Raw genomic sequence first — 20,291 nt, forward strand, 5'->3', positions numbered from 1 at the left:
TGCCGCGACAAGGGCTAGAGGGCTGCCGCGGCGAGGTCCTTGGCGACGGCGGGCGTCACCGGGGTCGTCGGGCTGCCCGGGGCGATCCGCAGGTGCACCGTGGCGCCGGCGTCGAGGCCGAGCGCGAGGAACTCGTTGCGGGTCACGGTCACGATGACGTCCTGCCCGGCGGCCGTCGTGACGTCGATGCGGATCTCGAAGCCGATCCGGGTGATCCGGGAGACCTGCCCCGTCACGTCGTCCGCGCCGGTCGGGGTGGTGGCGATCTGCAGGTCGTGCGGGCGCACGAGGACGTCGCCGAGCTGGGTGACCGGGCCGAGGAAGCGCATGACGAAGTCGTTGGCGGGGCGGTCGTAGAGGTCGTCGGGCGAGCCGATCTGCTCGATCCGACCGTCGTTGATGACCACGATCTCGTCGGCGACCTCCAGGGCCTCCTCCTGGTCGTGGGTGACGAAGACGGTGGTGACCTCGACCTCGTCGTGCAGGCGGCGCAGCCAGTCGCGCAGCTCCTTGCGGACCTTGGCGTCCAGGGCGCCGAAGGGCTCGTCGAGCAGCAGCACCGTCGGCTTGATCGCCAGGGCCCGGGCCAGGGCCATGCGCTGCCGCTGGCCGCCGGACAGCTGCGCGGGCAGCCGGTCGGCGAACTGCTGCAGGTGCACCAACTTGAGCAGCTCGTCGACGCGCTCGGCGATCTCGTCCTTCGGGCGCTTGCGGATCTGCAGGCCGAAGGCGACGTTGCGGCGCACCGACATGTGCTTGAACGCGGCGTAGTGCTGGAACACGAAGCCGACGTTGCGCTTCTGCGGCGGGAGGTCCGTCGCGTCGACGCCCTCGATCTCGACCCGGCCGGTGTCGGCGCGTTCGAGGCCCGCGATGATGCGCAGCAGCGTGGACTTGCCGCCGCCGGACGGGCCGAGCAGCGCCGTGAGGCGGCCCGAGGGGATGCTCACCGACACGTTGTCGAGCGCGACGAAGTCCCCGAAGCGCTTGCCGACCCCTGCGATTTCGATGCTCAACGGTCTTCCTTCGGCCGGAGGACGGATACGACGATGATGCTCGCCACCGCGACGAGGGCGAGGAGGAACGCGGTCGCGTAGGCGCCGCCCTTGTCGAAGTTGAGGTACTTCTCCTCGACCACGAGCGGTGCGGTGCGGGTGAGCCCCAGCACGTTGCCGGACACGATCTTCACCGCGCCGAACTCGCCGAGCGAGCGGGCGAGGCTCAGCACGACGCCGTAGATGATGCCCCACTTGATCGACGGCAGGGTGATGCGGCGGAAGGTCTGCCACGCGTTGGCGCCGAGGCTGCGGGCGGCCTGCTCCTGCTCCTCGCCGATCTCCTCGAGGACCGGCACGACCTCGCGGATGACCAGCGGCAGGGCCACGAAGACGGTGGCCATCACCATGCCGGCCTCGGCGAAGATGATCTGCAGGCCCCAGCTCTCCAGGGTCGGGCCGAACCAGCCGTTGCGGCCGCCGTAGACGAGCACCAGCGACAGGCCGACGACGACGGGCGACACCGACAGCGGCACGTCGAGCAGGGCGTTGAGCAGGCGCTTGCCGGGGAAGCGGTAGCGCACCAGCAGGATCGAGATGCCGACGCCGAAGACCGTGTTGATGAGCACCGCGATGATCGCGATCTCGACCGACAGGTGCAGCGCGTGCACGATGTCCGGGTCGGTGAGGATGGCCCGCAGGTCGTCGAAGCCGTTCTTGAACGTGTTCTGGCCGACGAGGTACACCGGCCAGGCCACCAGGAAGAAGAGGTAGACCACGACGACCAGCCGGACCAGGTAGGTGACCGGGCCGCGCCGGCGGGTCCAGGCCTTGCCGGTGGTCCTGGTGGCGGTCTCGGCGGCGGGCGCGGGTTTCACGAGGGTGTCAGCCACGGCGGACCGTCCTTCGCTGGATCACGTCGAGGATCACGATGACGGCGAACGAGATCACCAGCAGCACGGTGGCGACGGCGGCCGCGTTCTCCAGGTGGTCGTTCTCGATGCTGCTGAAGATGCGCACCGAGGTGACCTCGGTGCGCATCGGGAGGTTGCCCGACAGCAGGACCAGCGAGCCGTACTCGCTGACGCCGCGGGCGAAGGACAGCGCGGCCCCGGCGGTGATCGCCGGGGTGAGGCTGGGCAGGATGACCCGCCAGAAGATCGTGAACCGGCTGGCGCCCAGCGAGGCGGCGGCCTCCTCGACGTCCTGGTCGATCTCGGCGAGGACCGGCTGCACGGTCCGCACGATGAACGGCAGCGTCACGAACAGGAACGCGACGAAGACCGCGACCCGGGTGTTGGCGATGTCGACCCCGATGGGGCTGTTCGGCCCGTACAGCGACAGCAGCACCAGACCGGCGACGATCGTCGGCAGCGCGAACGGGATGTCGACGAGGACCTCCAGGACGCGCTTGCCGAAGAAGCGGTCCCGGACCAGCACCCACGCGATGAGCGTGCCCATGACGACGTTCACCAGCGTCACCCCGATCGAGGTGAAGATGGTGAGCTCGATCGACGCGAGGGTCTGCTCGGCGGTGATCGCGTCCCAGAAGCCGCTCCACCCCGCGGAGCCGGCGACCGCCACGACCGCGGCGAGCGGGATGAGCACCAGGAGGCTGAACCACAGCATCGCGACCCCGAGCCCGAGCCCGGAGACGCGCGTGAGGGGGTGCCCGGACACGGCCGACCGGGCCGGCCGGCGGTTGCCCGCCGGCCGGCCCGTGACCGTGGTATCGGATGTCACTTGGCCTTGCCCGAGGCGGCGATGATCTTGACGATGAGGCCTTCCTTCTCGTCGAAGAACTTCTTGGAGAGCTTCGACCAGCTCTCGAAGTCCTTGTCGACGGTCAGGAGCTTCTTCGGTGCCGGGAACGGGTTGGCGGGGTCGATGGCGCCCTCGACGCCCTTGGTGTCGACGCCGGAGATGATCGGCCGGAAGCCCTTGAGCGCGAACTGGCGCTGACCCTTGTCGCTCAGCACGAACTCCAGCCACTCCTTCGCCTTCGGGTTGGCGTTGGTGAGGATCGCGCCCGGGTTCTCGATCAGGATCGTGGTGTCCGGGTAGACCCAGTCCAGCTTCTCGCCGCTCTGCCGGGCCAGGATGGCCTCGTTCTCGTAGGCGAGCAGCACGTCGCCGGTGCCGCCGAGGAACGCGGTGGTGGCGTCGCGGCCGCTGCCGGGCAGCGCGACGACGTTGGTGAAGAGCTTGGTGAGGAACTCGCCGGCCTGGGCGTCGGTGCCGCCGTTGGCGGTGATGTGACCCCACGCGGCCAGGGCGTTCCAGCGGGCCGCGCCGGAGGACGCCGGGTTCGGGGTGACGATGCCGATGCCGGGCTTGACCAGGTCGTCCCAGCCCTTGATGCCCTTCGGGTTGCCGGGACGCACCGCGAGGACCACGACCGAGGAGGACACGATGCCCTTGGTGGGGCCGGCGTTCCAGGTCGGGTCGACCAGCTTGGCGTCGACCAGACGGGTCACGTCGCTGGACACCGAGAAGTGCACGTAGTCGGCCTTGAGGCCGGCGACGACCGCGCGGCTCTGGTCGCCGGAGGCGCCGTAGGAGGTCTGGAACTTGACGCCCTTACCGGCCGGCGTCTTGTTCCACTCCGCGGCGATGGCCTTGTTCGCCGCCTCGGGCACCGCGAAGCCGACGATGTTGAGCGTGGTCGACTCGCCGGCGGCGCCGGCCTCGTCCTTCTTGGTGGTCCCCGCGCACGCCGACAGCAGTAAGCCGGCGGCGAGCATGAGCGCGGCGGTCGCTCTGATCCGGTGCTTCATGGGGAACCTGTCCTCCTGGGGTCGGCTGTGCTCAAGGGGGTGGTGCGGTGGTCGGTGTCCGGTTCAAGGTCGTCGGCGAGCAGGTCGGCGAGGGTGGCCCGGTCGACGACCGCGTTGACCGCGTCGTCGACCGACAGCCAGACCTTGCGCAACCCGCGGCCGACCCCGTCGTACGTCGCCTGCCCGGTCGGCAGGCCACGCACCGTGGTCAGTGCGCCGTTCATGGCGCGGAGGATCTCGCCGACCGTGACGGCTTCCGCCGGCCGGGCGAGGCCGTATCCCCGCTCCGTGCCGCGGTGGCTGTGCACGAGCCCGACGCGGCGTAGTTCGAGAAGCACCGTCTGCAGCGATCCGATGGACATCCGTTCGCTGCGCGCCAGTTCCGATGCCGTGATCCGGCCCGGCTCCGCCGCGGCGATCGCGAGCATCGCCCGGATCGCGTAGTCGGCACGGACAGAGATGTGCACCTCGCTGTGCTCCGATCGGTCCCCCGGCGCCTATTGCCTATCTTGTCTAGTTAGTAGGTAGGAATAGAATAGTTGGGGAGCGACCGGTGTCAAGACGTGTGGGTCGCGTTACACCGAGCGGGTGCCGGGCGGGGTGCCGGGCGGGGGTCAGGCCTGCTGGGCGCGCTCGGTGACCATCTGCAGGAGCACGGGGTCGATGACCTGCGGGTCCGCGCCCGCCAGCAGCCGCACGAGCGCCGGCCCGGCGTCCCGCGCCACGACGACCGTCAGGCTCGTCGACTCGAGCTGCGCCGGCGCGAGCCGGATGCCGTCGGACTGCGCGCCGTCGGTGGTCAGCACGACGACGCAGCCGGCGCTGACCCCGGCGGTGCCCCAGCCGGCGGCGTCGACGCCCCGGGCGAGATCCTTGAGCCGCGTGTCGACGGACGTGTTGGGCCGCCCGTCGGCGAACACCCGGCAGGGGTGCCCGTTCGCGGGGTTCAGCTCGTACCGGCCGGGGCGCACGCCGTCGAGCACGGCCACGAACGCCACGCTCCGGTCGCACACCACCGCGAACCGGAGCGTGCCGCCGCCCCGCCAGGGCATCGCCCGGGCCGCGGGCAGCGGGCCGAGCACGTCGTCGAGCCAGTCCGGCGGGTGGCCGCCGTCCAGCCAGTACCGCTCGCGGAACCGCTCGAAGAGCTGCCCGCGCTCCTGGTTGGCCCGGGCGGTCTCCGACTGCGCCATGTCCTGCCGGGCGTACCGCTCGACCTCGTGCACCGCGGTGACCTGGCCGCCGAACGCGACCAGCGTGAACACGACCATCACGAGGTTGACGAACGGGTCCTCGCCGATGCGGGTCAGGTAGGTCACGCCCGGCACCGCGTAGCAGGCGAGCGTCGCCGCGGCGGCCGGGCCGAACAGCCGCCGGGTGCCCAGCCCCCGGCGCAGGGCCGCGGCGACGCCGAGCGGCGCCGCGACGATCAGCGCGCCGCCCCACCAGACCCAGTCGAGCACCACCAGCCCGCCGAGCCCGCCGGCCAGGGCGAGCACGCCGGCGGCGATGTTGCGGCCCAGGTCCGGGTCGGTGGTCGGCGGCTCGATCAGCCGCGGCCGGACGGCCCCCGGCGGGTCGTCCGGCAGGACCCTGGTCGACGCCGGCGCGGGACTGGCGAACGACGACTCCCGGGTGGTCACGAGGTCCGCGGCGCGCAGCAGGTCCTCGCGCAGCCGCCGGGCGGACTCCTGCCGGTCCGCCGGGTCGGGCGACAGGGCCCGGCGCAGCACCGTGGCGGCCGGCTCGGGCACCAGGTCGAGCGCCGACCGGCCCGGCCCGGCCGGCGGGCCGCCGGTCAGCAGCGTGTGCAGGGTGGCGCCGAGAGAGTAGATGTCCGACGCGACGCTCTCGGCGTCCCCGGCGTGCACCTCCGGCGCCGTGTACCCCAGCGTGCCGATCCGCGCCGTCGCCGTGAACCGGCCGTCGTCGCGGTGGATCGCGGAGATGCCGAAGTCGGACAGCACCGCCGCGCCGTCGCCGGTGAGCAGGATGTTGCCCGGTTTGATGTCGCGGTGCAGGATGCGCGCCGCCGCGTCGTGCGTGTGGGTGAGGGCCTCGGCCACCTCCGCGCCGATGCGCAGCGCGTCGCCGACAGGCAGCGTCCCCTCCACCGCCAGCCGGTCGGCGACCGACCCGGCGTAGAGGTCCATGACCACGTAGCCCCGGCCGTCGGCGGTGAAGTCGGCCTCCAGCAGCCGCACGACGTGCGGCCGGCCCTGCAGTGCCTGGAGCGCCTGCACCTCGCGGCGGAACCGCCGCCGGTCGGCGTCGTCGAGGTCCCGGCGGTACACCTTGATCGCGACGGCGGAGGAGTCCATGGTCGCCTTGCGCGCCCGGTACACGTGCGCCTGCCCGCCCCGGGCGCTGATCAGCGTCAGGTCGCGGTAGCCGTGGATCTGCGGCGCAGTGGCCATGAGGCCTCCCGGATGGCAGGGCTGCGGCGAGTCTAACCGCCACCGCATCGACCACCGGCGGCTTTGCCGGACGCCCTCACCCGGGCTCACCCGCCCTCACACCGGCGGCCGGCTCCCGGACGCCTATGCTCCAACCCGTCACCGGACGACGGGGGGAGTGCGTGATGGCAGCAGCGGGGTGGCCGGAAGTGGCCGACGAGCTCGCCGGGGCGCTCGCGGCGCTGCGGCCCGAGGCGGCGATCTCCCTCTCCGGCGGCGACGGGTTCGTGCAGTTCATCCGCTTCACCCGCGGCTACCGGCTGGACGTGCCGTCGGTGTACATGCTCACCCGGGACGTGCCGGAGCGGGCGGCGGACCTCGCCGCGCTGGGGTGGCAGCCGGACGAGGACGGGACGGTGACCCTGTGCTTCCCGGAGGTCCCGGCGCCGGTGGAGCCGGCCGCGGCCCGGCGGCTCGCCGACGTGATCGTCCGGACGCTGCGCGACGTGCACGGCTTCGCCGACCCGGCCGGGGTGACGTACACGTCGTTCGACAACAACGGGATGCGGGCGCCGCAGCTGCGCACGGTCGCGGCCGAGGCCGGGCAGGAGGTGCCCGACGACCGGGACCCGGCCACGCTGCTGCCGGCGCCCTCACCGGCGTGGCGGCAACTGTGCGCGGTCTTCGCCGGCGGGCTCGGCGACTGGTCCCGCGGCGCGTTCGACCGGCTCGTCGCCGAGCAGGGCCGGCGGCCGGACGGCGACGAGCTCCTGGCCGCCGGTGGCGAGCGGATCGAGGCGCACGACTGGGACGCCGGGTACTACGGGCACGGCGAGATCAGCTCGCTGAGCGCGCGGCTGCCGGTCGGCGAGGCCGGCGTCGCCGAGGACTTCCGCCGGGCGCTCGCCGGCGCGGTCGCGGTGCTCGGCCACCCGCCGATCGTCGGCTCCGAGGGCCGGATGCCCCTCGCGCGCTGGCGCGGCGAGGACACCACGCTCACCCTCGAGGCCCTGTGGGGCCGGCACATCCGGCTGACGGCGGAGCCGACCGGCCCGCGCGAGAACGTCATCTACAACAAGCAGAAGTGGATGATGACGCCGGACGACTGGGCCCCGGACGAGCTGTGGTTCACCGAGCCCGACGTCGAGGCGCCGCAGGCGAAGGCCCTGCACGGCATGATGACCTACTGGCACTCGCCGTCGGAGACCCTCGACGGGACCGTGGACGAGCTGCGGGCCCTGTTCGCGTCGTGGTGCTCCGCGCTGCCGATGCTGCACCCGTACGCCAGCAGCGCCCGCTGGCGGTTGCGCCGCTCCACCGGGACCATGGTCGCCGAGGGCGAGTTCACCCGTGAGCGGGTGACGGCCCGGTTCGGCTGGTCCGACGAGTTCGGCGAGCGGGTGGAGACCGTCCCGGGCGGGGAGGTGGCCGCCGACCTCGCCGCCCGGGTGGCCGCCGCCCTCGACCGCGCCGGCGTCACCGCGCCCGGCGATCTGGACGGCGGCGCGTGGTCCGACACCCCCGCCGAGCGCCTCAACGCCCTCCGGCTCACCGTCAGGCGCTGAGGCTTCCCCGACGCCGCGCCGCTACGGGCGGATCGGCAGGACGTGCACGCCCGGCTGGGTGCCGCCGGTCGAGGTGCGGGTCAGCCCCGTCGGCGACGAGTCCAGCAGGGCGCCGTCGGTGCGGGACCCCGGCAGCTCGGCGAACGTCCCCGGCTGCCCCGTGCCGTTGGAGTAGCCGACCCCGGCGGGCACGGAGCTGAGGTCACCCTTGTCCCATTGGAGTCGGGTGTACCGCAGCACGATGTCGAACGCGCCGGGTGCGACGTCGCCGCGGTCGACGAGGTACAGCTGGAACGCGTTGAGCTTGTCGTCGTGCCGGTCGTAGTAGCCGACCCCGTTGAAGTCGACGCAGAAGGCGCGCCGGCCGTCGACGGTGCCGCCGCCGTAGCGGACCGGCTGGGAGCCCGCGCCGCGGGTGTCGACGTCGGCGAACCAGGCCGCGACGATCGGGGTGCGGATGGTGTCCATCGGCACCGCGGTGAACGTCGACAGCGGCCCGTCGAACGTGACGTTGCCGTTGTTGTTGACCCACAGCGAGCCGAACGTCCGGCCGTGGAAGTTCAGGTCGAACGGCAGGGTCACCTCCGGGCTCGACTGGTCGTCGTTGGGGGCGACCTCCGTGGCGTTGCAGGTGAGGTCCAGCTGCCGGCCGTCGGCCCGCAGCTCGTACCGGCCGGTGAAGCCGCCCTGGTCGGTGACGCGCAGCTCGTACCGGCCGGACTCGCGCAGCCCGGTGAACCCGAGCGTGCCGCAGCCCTCGCCGCGGGTCCGGCCGACCGGGCGGCCGCTCGGCGCGACCAGGGTGACCGCGAACGTGCCGTCGCCCGGGCAGACCCCGAACGTGGACACCGTGACCGAGTCACCGGCCTGGAGGGTGACGGTGAGGACGTCGACCGCGAACGCCGCGTCGAGCGACCCGGTCACCTTCTGCCCCAGGGTGATCTCGGTGGTGGTCTCCACGGTCTGCGCCAGCGCGGCGAGGTCCACCGTGGACCGCAGCCGGTTCGCCACCACGCCGGCGTCGGCGGCGAACGTGTCGTCGCCGGTGATGCCGACGTCCAGCACGCACTGTTCGAGCCCGGCGCCCGGCCGCAGCGCCCGGCAGACGGTCTCGGCGTGCGCCCGGGCCGCGGCCGGCAGCGCCGCCACCGACGCCTGGTCCACCGGGTCCACCGGGGTGACCCGGTCGGCCGGCAGGACGCTGCGCAGCAGCGAGGCCGGCCCGGTCACCCGCCAGCTCGCGGCGAACGACCCGTACAGCTGCGCACGGTCGCGGATGTCGCGCACGAGCGTGCCGTCGCGGGCGGTGAGGTCGTCGCGCGGGTTGCCGTCGGCGTCGCCGAGCACGCCGCGGACCTTCCCGTAGCGGGACTCGGCGAGGGTGACGAACATGTTGTCGCCGGTCCACCGCCCGGCGGCGAGTCTCGTGCCGTCGGGCCAGGTGACGACGGCGCCGCCGGCGGTGGTGAACGTGAGCGCCGCGCCGCCGGGCAGGGTGGTGCGCATGCCGGGGGTGAGCGGGACCGGCTGCCCGTCGAGGGTCGCGACGAGCGGGTCGAAGCGCTCGCCGGTCGCGGTGTCGCCGAACGCGATCACCGAGGTGCCGACGCGGGCGGCGACGGCCCGGTTGAGGCTGATCGCCGTGGTGCCGGGCCGGCGCACGAACCGGCCGTGGACCGCGAATTCGTCCACTGTGGACTCGGCGAGGACGTAGTCGCCGGCGGCGTGGAAGCCGAACGAGCCGCCGTCGAAGCTCACCAGGTGCGGGTCGCCGTAGGAGCCGCCGGTGCCGCGGCCGCCGCCCTCGCCGGTGTCGCCGGTGGTGCCGCCGTCCCCGCCTGGCGGGGGTTCGGTGCCGCCGGGCGGGAGCCCGCCGTCGCCCGGGTCCGGGTCGTCGGGCTCGTCGCAGGCGTCGCCGGCCCCGTCCCCGTCGGCGTCGGCCTGGGTGGGGTTCGCGACCGCCGGGCAGTTGTCGAGGGTGAAGGCGGCGCCGTTCCACGGCTGCGCGTCGGGGACGCCGTCGCCGTCCTTGTCGTTCGTCGGGTACAGCGCGGTGATGTCGCGCCGCTTCGGCTGGAGCAGGTCGTCCTTCAGCGGGACGGCGGCCTCGAACAGGATCGGCCGCGCATAAGTACCAGCGTAGGTGCCGGTGCCGGACGGCAGCGGCGTCGCCTCGAGGCGGCTGAGCGGGATCGTGGCGTTGGTCTCCAGCCAGGCGCCGGGGTCGCCGTCGCACAGGTCGATCGAGTCCTGCACGGTCATGGTGAGGTCGGCGACGAGCTCGACCTTCGTCCGGACGCCCTTGGCGTCGGCGGCCGGCACGAAGCGCAGGTCGCCGGTGAAGGTCCGGTCGTCGCGGACGTAGCCGGACGGCAGCCGCACCCCGCCGACCGCGCCGGCGATGTTGCCCGGCACGTCGTAGGGCCAGCTGAAGTTGACGTCGACCCCGCGGCCGATCGGCGGGTAGTCCGACACCTGCTTGGTGGTGGGGGTGGCCGGGGCGGCCAGCTGCGGCGGGGCGCCGAGCGCGGCGACGAGCTGGTCGACGACCTTGTCGCGGGCGTCGATGGTCGGGGCGTTCCAGCGGAACTGGCGGATCGCGGCGGCGTCGGTGATCGTCTCGCGGGCCGTGGTCGGCACGCCGCCGAGCAGGTACTTGGTCCACAGGTCGCGCGACGTCGTGCCGATGACCGCGCCGAGGAACGGCAGCAGCGTCGCGCGCAGGTAGGCGACGGCCCGGTCGGCGTCGGCGGAGGTGGCGAAGGGCGTGCAGTACGCGGCCGGCCCGCCCCACTGGTTGAGGACGCCGGGCTCGGGCTCGGTGCGGATCTCCTCGCCGTCGAGCACCGACAGCTGCACGACCCGCTCCCGCCCGACGACCCGCGACGGGATGACCGTGGCGGTCGGGCCGCCCGGGTTCACGCCGACGATCCTGGCGGTCGCCGGCTCCAGGCCGAGGACGGACGGGTCGACGGCGACGGTGATCGGCTTGGCGAAGCGCAGCCCGTCGGGTGACAGGTCGACGATCGGCGCGCCGAACACGTCCTTGGCGCCGCTGTAGCCGAGCGGCGTGATGTTCAGGTCGGTCGGCCGGCTGACGGCGCCGCGGGGGACCACGACCCGCCAGCCGGGGCCGGTGAACACCCCGCCGTCGGGGCTCAGCCGCACCGGCGCCGCGAGCGCCTGCACGGTCAGGTCCGGCGCGGTCCCGGCGGCCTTGTCGACGCGGGCGACGCTCAGGCCGCCGAGCCGGCCGGCCTTCTTCGCGACCAGGGCGATCCCGCCGTCGGGCAGGCCGCGCAGGACGTAGCCGCCGTCGGCGCCCGTGGTGGCGGTGCGGTCGCCGTACGAGACGACCGCGGCGGCGACGGGCAGCTTCGTGACCGGGTCGACGACCCGGCCGGCGACCTGGCCGGCGGCGGTGGCCGCGATCCGCTGCCGCACCTGGGCGCGGGCGGTGCCGGTGCGGCCGCCCGCCGGGTCCCAGGCGCGCACGTCGAGGCCGTTGGCGCGCTGCGGGTGCAGCAGCACCTCGACGGCGAACTTCCCGTCCGGCCCGGCGAACGTGGTCGCCGGCAGGACCCCGCCGTCGACGCGGACGGCGCCGCGGGCGAAGGTCCGGCCGGTGACGACGACGCTGCCGCGGTCGGTGTCCGCCGGGACGGTGAGCTTGACGGCGTCCTGATGGGGCCCGCCGGGCCCGCCGTCCGGCGTGCAGGCGCCCATGAGCGCCAGGACGGCGCAGAGCACCACCGTCCGGGTTCTCCGCTTTCGGTTCATCGTCACCTCGCGGTCGTCGGTGGGGCACGCAGCGTGCCCGGGCACCGACAGCCTTCCAACACATCGCAACTGGTCGATGCGGACAGAAGCGGCAAGTCACCCCGTCCAGCCGCGGCCGCGTGAACTGCCCGTGAACGCCCCGTCAACATCGACGTGTATCTGTCGACTAGCCGACCGTGCGGCCGATGAAACGTTCAGCCGGTAAATCGGTTGGGGCGGGGCGCGGGCGGCGTTACGGTCGGCCCGTGACCGGCGTACGGGGGTTCGTGCGGCAGGACCTGGCGGCCGTCCGCGCCGCGTTCGAGCGGAACTTCGCCGACGGCGCCGAGGCCGGGGCGTCCTTCTGCGCCACCGCCGACGGTGAGATCGTCGCCGACCTGTGGGGCGGGCACGCCGACGCGGCCGGGGCCCGGCCCTGGGAGCGGGACACGATCGTCAACGTCTACTCGATCACCAAGACAATGGCGGCGCTGACGGCGCTGCTGGTCGCCGACCGGGGCGAGCTGGACTTCCACGCGCCGGTCGCCCGGTACTGGCCGCAGTTCGCGGCCGGCGGCAAGGGCGACGTCACGGTCGCGCAGGTGATGAGCCACTCCGCCGGGCTGTCCGGCTGGCGCGAGCCCCTCGCGCCCGCGGACCTGTACGACTGGGAGAAGGTGACCGCCCTGCTGGCGGCGCAGGAGCCGTTCTGGCGGCCCGGCACCGCCTCCGGCTACCACGTGGTCACGCAGGGGTTCCTGATCGGCGAGATCGTCCGGCGGATCACCGGGCGGACGCTGGGCACCGTGTTCCGGCAGGAGCTCGCGGAGCCGCTCGGCGCGGACTTCCACATCGGGCTGCCGGAGTCCGAGGAGCCCCGGGTCGCCGACCTGGTCCCGCCGGACGAGGAGCCGTTCGCCGGCGGCCTGACCGAGCTGCAGGACAACGCGGCGCACAACCCGCGGCTGGACACGGCCGTGGCCGGCTCGCGGGCGTGGCGGGCGGCGGAGATCCCCGCCGGCGGCGGCACCGGCAACGCGCGGTCCGTCGCCCTGGTGCACACGGTCCTCGCCTGCGGCGGCGTCGCCCAGGGCCGCCGCCTGCTGTCCGAGGCGACCTGCCGCAGCGCCCTGGAGGTCCAGGTCGAGGGCACCGACCTCGTCCTCGGCATGCCGGTGCGCTTCGGGCTCGGCTTCGCGGTCGGCGGGCCGTTCATGCCCGGACCGGACACGCTGTACTGGGGCGGCGCCGGTGGCTCCCTTGCCGTCATCGACCTCGGCGCCCGGGCGACCTACGCCTACGCCATGAACAGGATGGGCGGCCCGGGCGACCTGCGCGGCTTCGCCCCGGTCTCCGCCGCCTGGACCGCCCTCGCGGCATCGACCTGATTCCTGCCGCATGCGTGGCGTACAAGCGGAAATGGCGCATTCACCAGGGGACCGAACGGCAACTGGTCCGCCTACGGCACCTACGTCCTGCCCCCGGTGTAGCCCCCGCGACGCGGCCGGCGGCGGGGCCGGGAACCCGCCCGCCGCCGGCCGGTCAGACGGTCACGGGGTGCAGACGCTCTCCCGGACCGGGGTGGCGGCGGACGTGCTGTCGATCCAGCCCTGGAACGTCGGGCCGGAGCCCGGCAGCTGGTAGTCGTAGCCGTAGAAGGCGACGAGCCCGAGGCCCTTCGCGTAGTAGTAGTCCTCCCAGCGGTTGTAGACCCCGTTGAACGTGTGCTGCGACTGCAGCCAGATCACGTTGCTCAGGGTCACGCCCGACGGGCTGGTCCACGACGCGAAGTACTGCATGAACACGATCCTGGACGGATCCGTGCCCCAGCCGGGCGCGGCGCCGCAGTTGCTCTTGTTGTAGACCCTGATCGACGGGCTGCGCACCAGGGAGTACCCCGGCGACACGTACCGGCCGATCCACAGGTCGCCCTGCGCGCCGCCGCTGGTGTAGAGCCCGTAGTAGGTGTTCGGGTCGGACGTGTCCCGGAAGCGGTAGATCGCGGTCGACGTCGCCCAGAGCTCCTCCCAGTGCGCGTTCTTCACCTGGTAGTAGCGGCCGCCGGAGTACTGCAGCTGGTTGTTCTCGCCCGTGTTCATGTGGTGCGGGGTACTGTCGGCACCGTCGGCCCGGATGACGTACGTCGCCAGGTCGTACGGCGGGTTCTCGCCGCCACCGCCGGTCAGCGACACGTCGTCGAACGCCACCCAGCCGCCGTTGGTGGCCGGCAGGTTCGACGTGGCGATCGCGACGTGCAGCGTGCTGCCGGCCGTGTAGGCGAACGAGCACGACACGGTGATCCACGAGCCGGTGTTGGTGGGCGCGGAGCGGCAGTAGGTGCTGTCGAACAGCCCGTTGTCGGCCTGGACGAACGACTGCTGCACGCCGCCGGACCCGCGGACCTTCGCGCTCAGCGTATACGTCCCGGACGGCGCGCCGGCGATGTTCTGCCAGCTCGCCAGGTATGCGTTGAGGCTCGTGCCGCTGCCCTGCCCGTTGGGGTGGAAGAACGCGTTGGGCACCCCGCCGGGCGGGTCGGCGCAGCACGTCTCGGTGCCGGCCGCCCCGCCGCCGGTCGGCATGTTCCAGCTCGCCGTCCCGCCGGAGAAGGTGCCGTTGCTGACGTACTCCGCCGCCGTGGCCGGCTGCGGCGCGACCAGGACGGCGCCGAGCAGCGCGGCGGTGGCCAGGGCGGCCAAGGAACGCCTCAGCACTGCGGCACCATGGTCTTGACGTCGTACGTCGTGGAGATCCAGGTGTCGGCCGCGTAGCCGGTGGCGCCGGTGGCCGGGTTGGTGATCCGGTCCCACGTGGAGGACGGCCAGTAGCCGCCGCCGACGTACTCGCCGAAGGTGTAGCAGGTGATGTTCACGACGGCGCCGTACGCGGCGGAGCCGACCGAGCCGTAGCCGGTGCCCGGGCCGGACCGGATGTTCAGCGACGGGCTGGCCAGGATCGTGCCGGTCACGTTGCCCGGCGGGTTGCCGAGGCGGTTGACCGCGGCCTGCGCCGCCGACAGGTAGCCGCTGTAGGCGCCGTTGTTGTAGGTCGACCACGGCTGCCAGTACGTGCCGCTGTAGGAGATCGTGTAGGCGGCGTTGGCGTTGCACTGGGCGTTGTACGCGCAGGTGTCGCTGACCTCCGGGTGCCAGCAGTTGTTGATCTGCCACAGCCCGCGGTCGGTCGAGCCGTTCGGGCAGCCCTGGCCGGCCGGGTTGTATCCGGACGCCGACGGGTTGCACGACGACTCGGCCATCGCGATGGCGACGGCGGTGACGAGGGAGTTGCCGCGGAACCCGGCCGCGTAGCCGGTCTGCGCGCACAGGTCGATGCCGGTCGCGGCGTGCGCGGCGGTGGGCACGACCAGCGTCAGCGCCGCGGCGAGGAGTGCCACGAGGGGGTACAGGAGGCGACGCATCGCATTCCTTTCGAGGGGGTCTGTCGAGGGGGAGCTAGCGTCCGGCCCATTCGGGGTCGGCGTAGGACCAGCCGATGTAGGGAGCGCCCGGCCAGCTGAGGTTCACGCGGCGCACGGTCGGCGCGGAGGTGATGTAGTTGCCGTTGCCCTCGGACAGCATCACGTGGCCGAAGTAGCCGTTGATCGGTGCGCTGTTGAAGAAGACCAGCGCGCCCGCCGGCGGGGTGCCCGTCGTGTGGATCAGGCCGCGGTTGTACAGGCTGTTGTAGTGCACGATCGCGGACGCGTACCCGCTGGCGGCGCGGCCGTAGGCGTGCCCGACGAAGTTGTCGCACCAGCCGTCCCAGGCGTGGTTGGAGTCGCCGAGGTCGCCGTTGGTGTACGCCTGCCCGATCACCGACCTGGCCCAGGCCAGGGCCCGGTCCTCGCGGGTGCCGGTCGGCGGCGGCCCGCCGCACTCGGGCTCGCCCGGGAGGTACTGGTTGAAGCCGGGCGTGTTGGTGTAGTAGTCGCTGATCCAGCCGACGGCCGGCGAGCTGATCTGGTGCCAGACCGTGTTGCCGCTGATGTTGCGGCCGCGCACGGCGCACTCGGCGACGAACGGGGTGCCGTCGCCGAGCACGGCCACCGCGGACGCGCCCGCGTCGTAGGGGCTGGTGCGCACCTGCAGCCCGGCGCCGCCGGTGCCGGTGACGCTGTACCCGCTGATGCCGGCCGCCGCCGGGGCCGCCGTGCCGGCGAGCAGCGCGACGGTGACGCCGAGGGCGAGCAGGATCGCTCTGACCTTGCGATGGTGCACGCGGAACCTCCCTGGTCGAACGCTGAAGAATGCGCGCAGGACGGCGGCCGGCGATCCGGGTATCCCCGGGCCGGGTGTTCATTCGAGCCATTCGGATACATGCGCGGCGCCACGCGAAGCGTGAGATCCTATTGACCGGCGACAATCAAGCGGGCATTCGATACCGGCCCGATCTTTCCCGTGTGCACGGTTGGAAAGCACGGGCTTGACGCAGGTTGACACCAGGCTTTACACGGCAGGGAGCGTCCATGACGGGTCAAAACGGAAGTTCCGGCGGGCCGCCGTCGGCCGAGGACCGGCTCACCGAATTCGTCGCCGATCTCGCCGAGCTGCGCCGCGGGGCGGGCCAGCCGTCGCTGCGGAAGATGGCCGGCGCGAGCCATTACTCGCACACCGCGCTGGCGGGCGTGCTGTCCGGCAACCGGCTGCCGTCGCAGGAGCTGACCCTCGCGTTCGTGCGGGCCTGCGGCGGCGACGACCGGGAGTGGCGCGAGCGCTGGCGCCGCGAGCACGACCTGCTGCACCGGCCGGCCACCGCTCCTCCCGAGCCGGCCACGGCCGCCGTCGCTCCGCCCGGGCCGGCCGACGTGGTCGCCTCGCCCGGATCCCCGGACGGTCCCGCCCGTGGCCCCATCGCGCTGACGGTCGGGATCGCCGCCCTGGTCGTGTCGCTGGTCGTCGCGGTCGCCGCCGCCACCGGCGCGTTCACGTCCGGCCCCGCGACCTCCCCGTCCGCCGGCGCGTCCGGTACACCCGCCGCGAACGCCTCCGGGGCGGCATCGGCGGCCGGGTCCGCCGCCGCGGACGGCAGCGACCCGCAGGAGCAGCGCTGCCAGCTCGACGCGGTCAGCGCCCGCACCGTGCCCGTCCCGGACCGCGACGCGTCCCAGCCGCCGTACGGCAGCCTCACCCTGCGGTTCTCGCCGCACTGCCACGCCGCGTGGCCGCTGTTCGTCTCCACCGAGCGGGTCCCGACCGGCGCCACGATCCGGCTGCGCGCCACCCGCCCCGCCGACGGCGGGACGAGCGGGTTCGACTACCCGTACATGGTCCCGCCCCAGGTCTTCAGCGTCTTCGGCAACGTCCTGGGCACCGGCCGGGGCTGCGTCACGGTGTCGGTCGAGATCACCGCCCCGCAGACCGCCGCCCCGCTCGCCACCGCCGAGACCCCCTGCCTCCAGCCGTCATAGCCGGCGGTCCTCGATCACCGCACGGGTACGGTCGTCCGCGGGCACCAGGATCCGCAGGCGCAGCCACGGCGCGTGGGCGGGGCGGCTCTGGACCGACAGGAACGCGAGGTCGCCGAGCACCGGGTGCGGGATCCGCTTGCGGGACGGCTCCAGGACCCGCACGTCGTGCCCGGCCCACCAGTCCCGGAACGACGGGCTGCGGGCGGTGAGCTCCTCGACCAGCGCCACGGAGGCGGGGTCGCCGGGGTGCCGGGCGTGCTCGCTGCGGAAGTCCAGCAGGTTCGCGCGGGCGGTCCGCTGCCACGCGGGCGACCCGGTGTCCCAGCCCGCCGGGTCGAAGAGCCACAGCAGCAGGTTGCGCCGCCCGCCCGCCGGGGGCGCGACCAGGCCGGACATGATGATCTCGGCGGCCCGGTTGTGCGCGACCACGTCGAACCGGGGGTCCAGCACGAACGCGACGTGCGGCAGCAGCGCGTCGACGAACGCGGCCGTCTCCTCGTCGACCGGGCCGTCCCCGGGCTGCGGCGGGGCCACGGCGGCGAGCAGGAAGAGGTGGTCGCGCTCCGACGGGGTCAGCGCGAGGGCGCGGCTCAGCGCGAGCAGCACCTGCGCGGACGGCGCGACGTCGCGGCCCTGCTCGAGCCACGTGTACCAGGACAGGCCCACGCCGGACAGCTGCGCGACCTCCTCGCGGCGCAGGCCCGGCGTGCGGCGCCGGCCCGGGCCGGGGTCCAGGCCGGCGTCCTGCGGGCGCAGCGCCGCGCGGCGGGTCCGGAGGAAGTCCGCCAGGGCGGCGCGACGGGCGGCGCTGGGTGTTGGTGCGGGTCCCACGATGGACCATCCTCTCCCGCTGTCCGCTCCGGGACCGAATCCTGGGCCGGTGACCGATGACGACGTGACCTTCCTCGAGCTCGGCGCGGGCGCCGGGCCGTTCCTGCTCCTGCACGGCGGCGCCGGGCCGCACTCGATGCTGCCCTTCGCCGAGCTGCTCGCCGCGGCCCGGGACGCGCGGGTGATCGTGCCGACGCACCCCGGCTTCGCGGGCACGCCCCGGCCCGCGGACCTCACCACCGTCGCGGGGCTCGCCGAGCGGTACGCCGGCCTGCTCGACCGCCTGGACCTCCGGGACGTGACGGTGCTCGGCAATTCGATCGGCGGCTGGGTCGCCGCCGAGCTGGCGCTGCTGCACAGCCCGAGGGTCGGCCGGGTCGTGCTGGTGAACGCGGTCGGCCTCGACGTGCCGGAGCACCCGGTCGCCGACGTGTCCGGCCTGAGCCCGGCGGGGCTGGCCGAGCTGTCGTTCCACGACCCGGCGCGCTTCCCGCCGGACCCGAGCCGGCCGAAGCCCGACCTGGCGGCGCTCGCCGCGTACACCCGGATGTCGATGACCGACCCGGGCCTGCGGGACCGGCTCGCCGCGGTCGACCTGCCGGTGCACGTGGTGTGGGGCGAGTCCGACGGCATCGCCCCGCCCGCCTACGGCCGCGCCTACGCCGCGGCCATCCCCGGCGCCCGGTTCACGCTGCTGCCGGGCGCCGGGCACCTGCCGCAGCTGGAGGCCCCGGACCGGCTGCTCGCCGCTGTCGCCTAACCGACACCGCGGGCGGCGGACAGACCCCACGCCCGGCGGCGACCAACTCCTCGACACCCGCTTCCGTCGAAGGAGCCCCGCATGCGCTGGATCCGCCTGTACGCCGCCCTGATCGTCCTGCCGGTGGCGGCCTGCACCGCAGCAACGCCGGTACCGGCGCTGACCACACCGCCGCCCGCCGCCACCACGACCGGTCCGGTGGCCACCACCACGACCGGTCCGGTGGCCACCACGACCGGACCGGCGGTCACCCCGCCCTCGCAACAAGCCACGCCGCCGGCGCCGGTGCGCAAGCCGTCCCCGAAGCGGGACACCTGCCTCGGCGCGGTGCTGTACACGTTCGACCCGGGAAGGGCCGGAACGTGGCCCAGGCCGTGCATCGAGGTCGGCGGGGTCGTGCGGATCACCCCGCACGGGCCGTGGGACTTCGGCGTCGCGCCGGCCGGGCGGGTCGACTGCTTCTACGAGGGCGGGACGCACGAGTGCCGGCTCGTCGGCACCGGGGCGGTCACGTTCACCACGTCGAGCGCCCGGAAGCTGACCGTCGACGTCGTGGCGGCCGTGTCGCCCCGGCGCCCGTCGACCGAGTGCCAGACGAGCGGCACGTACGTCCTCGACGCCTCCTACGGCGGGCCGCCGTGGGCGGCGATCTGCCTGCGGACCGCCGTCACGCTGCGGATCGAGCACCACGGCCCGGAGGGCGTCACGGCGAGCCCGGCCGGGCTCATGTCCTGCCGCTACGAGGCCGCCGTGCGCGTCTGCCGGCTGCTGAAGGCGGGCACCGTGCGGCTGACGGTCGTCAACCCGAACGAGACCCGCCCGCTGACCATCGTGATCGTCCGGTAGCCGCGGCTACCGTGGTGCCCGTGACCGACGGCGGCACCCCGATCGAGGCCCTCGCGGCGCGCGCCCGGGGCGGCGACCCCGCGGCGCTGGACGCGCTGCTGCGGGCGGTGCGCCCCGAGGCGCTGCGGCTGTGCGCGCGGTTCCTGCCGTGCCGGGAGGACGCCGAGGAGGCCTGCCAGGACACCCTGCTCGCGGTCGCCGCCGGCATCGGCACCTTCACCGGGCGGGCCGCGTTCCGGACCTGGCTGTTCGCCGTCGCCGCCAACAGGTCCAGGTCGACCTATCGGCGGCTGCGGCAGCGGTACGAGCGGGAGGCGCACGCGTCGCCGCCCGACCGCCCCGACCCGCGCCGGACGAGCGTGGTCGCCGGGACGCGCCTGGACCTGCTCGACGGCCTGGAGGCGCTCGGGGCGGAGCTGGCCGAGCCGGTCGCCCTGCGCGACGTGCTGGACCTGCCCTACCGGCAGGTCGCCGAGCTCCTGGCGCTGCCGGAGAGCACCGTCAGGTCGCGGATCCACGAGGGGCGGCGCCGGCTGCGGGAGCGGCTCACCTGACGATCACGATCAGGGTGCCGTCGTCGCCCTCGGGCCGGTCGACGGTGATCGTGACGTTGCCGGGGCGCAGGAAGCGGAAGCTGTGGATGGCCGCCTCGTAGGTGCGGACGACCATCGACTCGGGGGTCGCCCGCACCGTGCCGGGCCCGGACGGCCCGATCTCCAGGACCGCGCCGACGCCCAGGCAGAGCGTCGGGCTGATCTCGAAGATCGTGTCGGCCGGCACCCGGTGGACGACGGCGCCCAGGCACGCCGAGGGAAGGCTGGGCGTCGGCGACGGCCGGGGGGACGGCGAGGGCGACCGGGGCGCGGCCGGCCCGGCGAGCAGCCGCGACGCCGTCGGTGAGGCGGGCTGGGCCGCCGGGCCGGGCCTGACCGACGCGGACGGCGCACCGGCGGCG

At 73.9% G+C, this 20,291-nt stretch carries 18 protein-coding genes; 6 read left to right on the plus strand and 12 right to left on the minus strand.

Features of this window, described 5'->3' with window-relative positions:
• Positions 1-14: 14 nt before the first annotated feature.
• The 6 genes from AB0J72_RS40155 to AB0J72_RS40180 all read right to left on the minus strand — a co-directional run bounded on the left by AB0J72_RS40155 (position 15) and on the right by AB0J72_RS40180 (position 6,189).
• Complete coding sequence (locus AB0J72_RS40155) at positions 15-1,016, minus strand: sulfate ABC transporter ATP-binding protein (RefSeq protein WP_363408962.1); 1,002 nt, start codon at positions 1,014-1,016, stop codon at positions 15-17.
• Positions 1,013-1,888 (minus strand): sulfate ABC transporter permease subunit, encoded by an 876-nt coding sequence (locus AB0J72_RS40160; protein WP_363408965.1) that lies wholly within the window; start codon positions 1,886-1,888, stop codon positions 1,013-1,015. Before AB0J72_RS40160 ends, AB0J72_RS40155 begins: the two co-directional genes overlap by 4 nt.
• The gene (cysT, locus tag AB0J72_RS40165; RefSeq protein WP_363408968.1) at positions 1,881-2,738 is read right to left on the minus strand and encodes a sulfate ABC transporter permease subunit CysT; all 858 of its coding nucleotides are present in this window, start codon (positions 2,736-2,738) and stop codon (positions 1,881-1,883) included. The genes AB0J72_RS40160 and cysT overlap by 8 nt, the downstream gene beginning before the upstream one ends.
• Positions 2,735-3,772 carry a sulfate ABC transporter substrate-binding protein gene (locus AB0J72_RS40170; protein WP_363408970.1) on the minus strand — a complete coding sequence of 346 codons (1,038 nt, stop codon included), beginning with the start codon at positions 3,770-3,772 and terminating at the stop codon, positions 2,735-2,737. The genes cysT and AB0J72_RS40170 overlap by 4 nt, the downstream gene beginning before the upstream one ends.
• A complete protein-coding gene (locus AB0J72_RS40175; RefSeq protein WP_363408973.1) occupies positions 3,769-4,239 on the minus strand; it encodes an Rrf2 family transcriptional regulator in 471 nt (156 codons plus the stop codon). Before AB0J72_RS40175 ends, AB0J72_RS40170 begins: the two co-directional genes overlap by 4 nt.
• Positions 4,240-4,386: 147 nt before the next feature.
• Positions 4,387-6,189, minus strand: a complete 1,803-nt coding sequence (locus tag AB0J72_RS40180) for a serine/threonine-protein kinase (protein ID WP_363408976.1) — start codon at positions 6,187-6,189, stop codon at positions 4,387-4,389.
• Positions 6,190-6,353: 164 nt separating this feature from the next.
• Between AB0J72_RS40180 and AB0J72_RS40185 the strand changes: the two genes are divergently transcribed.
• A complete protein-coding gene (locus AB0J72_RS40185) occupies positions 6,354-7,733 on the plus strand; it encodes a hypothetical protein (RefSeq protein ID WP_363408979.1) in 1,380 nt (459 codons plus the stop codon).
• A 21-nt stretch (positions 7,734-7,754) separates the two neighbouring features.
• Here the strand turns inward: AB0J72_RS40185 and AB0J72_RS40190 are convergent, their stop codons facing one another.
• Positions 7,755-11,513, minus strand: coding sequence for a nidogen-like domain-containing protein (locus tag AB0J72_RS40190; protein ID WP_363408981.1), 3,759 nt, complete (start codon positions 11,511-11,513; stop codon positions 7,755-7,757).
• Between the two features lie 245 nt (positions 11,514-11,758).
• Here AB0J72_RS40190 and AB0J72_RS40195 point away from each other — a divergent pair, with 245 nt between their 5' ends.
• On the plus strand, positions 11,759-12,880 hold the full coding sequence (locus AB0J72_RS40195; RefSeq protein ID WP_363408984.1) for a serine hydrolase domain-containing protein: 1,122 nt from the start codon (positions 11,759-11,761) through the stop codon (positions 12,878-12,880).
• Positions 12,881-13,042: 162 nt separating this feature from the next.
• On the opposite strand, the gene AB0J72_RS40200 is transcribed toward AB0J72_RS40195, so the two are convergent.
• Genes AB0J72_RS40200 through AB0J72_RS40210 form a run of 3 tightly spaced genes read right to left on the minus strand, consistent with a single transcriptional unit; the run spans position 13,043 to position 15,709 of the window.
• On the minus strand, positions 13,043-14,206 hold the full coding sequence (locus tag AB0J72_RS40200; protein ID WP_363408987.1) for a hypothetical protein: 1,164 nt from the start codon (positions 14,204-14,206) through the stop codon (positions 13,043-13,045).
• On the minus strand, positions 14,200-14,910 hold the full coding sequence (locus AB0J72_RS40205) for a hypothetical protein (RefSeq protein ID WP_363408989.1): 711 nt from the start codon (positions 14,908-14,910) through the stop codon (positions 14,200-14,202). The genes AB0J72_RS40200 and AB0J72_RS40205 overlap by 7 nt, the downstream gene beginning before the upstream one ends.
• Positions 14,911-14,944: 34 nt before the next feature.
• Positions 14,945-15,709 (minus strand): hypothetical protein, encoded by a 765-nt coding sequence (locus tag AB0J72_RS40210; protein WP_363408992.1) that lies wholly within the window; start codon positions 15,707-15,709, stop codon positions 14,945-14,947.
• Positions 15,710-15,957: 248 nt separating this feature from the next.
• On the opposite strand from AB0J72_RS40210, the gene AB0J72_RS40215 reads away from it, so the two are divergent.
• The gene (locus tag AB0J72_RS40215) at positions 15,958-16,899 is read left to right on the plus strand and encodes a DUF2690 domain-containing protein (protein ID WP_363408995.1); all 942 of its coding nucleotides are present in this window, start codon (positions 15,958-15,960) and stop codon (positions 16,897-16,899) included.
• On the opposite strand, the gene AB0J72_RS40220 is transcribed toward AB0J72_RS40215, so the two are convergent.
• Positions 16,894-17,730 carry a helix-turn-helix transcriptional regulator gene (locus AB0J72_RS40220; protein ID WP_363408998.1) on the minus strand — a complete coding sequence of 279 codons (837 nt, stop codon included), beginning with the start codon at positions 17,728-17,730 and terminating at the stop codon, positions 16,894-16,896. The genes AB0J72_RS40215 and AB0J72_RS40220 overlap by 6 nt on opposite strands.
• Before the next feature lie 49 nt (positions 17,731-17,779).
• Between AB0J72_RS40220 and AB0J72_RS40225 the strand changes: the two genes are divergently transcribed.
• The 3 genes from AB0J72_RS40225 (at position 17,780) to AB0J72_RS40235 (ending at position 19,890) form a co-directional block, all read left to right on the plus strand.
• Entirely contained in the window at positions 17,780-18,490 is a 711-nt protein-coding gene (locus tag AB0J72_RS40225; RefSeq protein WP_363409001.1) for an alpha/beta hydrolase, read from the plus strand.
• An 81-nt stretch (positions 18,491-18,571) separates the two neighbouring features.
• On the plus strand, positions 18,572-19,336 hold the full coding sequence (locus AB0J72_RS40230) for a hypothetical protein (RefSeq protein ID WP_363409004.1): 765 nt from the start codon (positions 18,572-18,574) through the stop codon (positions 19,334-19,336).
• A 20-nt stretch (positions 19,337-19,356) separates the two neighbouring features.
• Positions 19,357-19,890 (plus strand): RNA polymerase sigma factor, encoded by a 534-nt coding sequence (locus AB0J72_RS40235; protein ID WP_363409007.1) that lies wholly within the window; start codon positions 19,357-19,359, stop codon positions 19,888-19,890.
• Here the strand turns inward: AB0J72_RS40235 and AB0J72_RS40240 are convergent.
• A partial coding sequence (locus tag AB0J72_RS40240) for a hypothetical protein (protein ID WP_363409010.1) occupies positions 19,883-20,291 on the minus strand: 409 nt, incomplete at its 5' end. The two genes, AB0J72_RS40235 and AB0J72_RS40240, sit on opposite strands and share 8 nt — an antisense overlap.

The sequence above is a fragment of the Dactylosporangium sp. NPDC049742 genome (genome assembly GCF_040674675.1).
In the GTDB taxonomy this organism is placed as follows: Bacteria; Actinomycetota; Actinomycetes; order Mycobacteriales; family Micromonosporaceae; genus Dactylosporangium; species Dactylosporangium maewongense.

Excerpts from the sequence above, each read along its gene's own strand:
- AB0J72_RS40170 (WP_363408970.1), bottom strand. The coding sequence starts at position 3,772 with ATGAAGCACCGGATCAGAGCGACCGCCGCGCTCATGCTCGCCGCCGGC.
- AB0J72_RS40180 (WP_363408976.1), bottom strand. The coding sequence starts at position 6,189 with ATGGCCACTGCGCCGCAGATCCACGGCTACCGCGACCTGACGCTGATC.
- AB0J72_RS40185 (WP_363408979.1), top strand. The coding sequence starts at position 6,354 with ATGGCAGCAGCGGGGTGGCCGGAAGTGGCCGACGAGCTCGCCGGGGCG.
- AB0J72_RS40190 (WP_363408981.1), bottom strand. The coding sequence starts at position 11,513 with ATGAACCGAAAGCGGAGAACCCGGACGGTGGTGCTCTGCGCCGTCCTG.
- AB0J72_RS40205 (WP_363408989.1), bottom strand. The coding sequence starts at position 14,910 with ATGCGTCGCCTCCTGTACCCCCTCGTGGCACTCCTCGCCGCGGCGCTG.
- AB0J72_RS40215 (WP_363408995.1), top strand. The coding sequence starts at position 15,958 with ATGACGGGTCAAAACGGAAGTTCCGGCGGGCCGCCGTCGGCCGAGGAC.
- AB0J72_RS40230 (WP_363409004.1), top strand. The coding sequence starts at position 18,572 with ATGCGCTGGATCCGCCTGTACGCCGCCCTGATCGTCCTGCCGGTGGCG.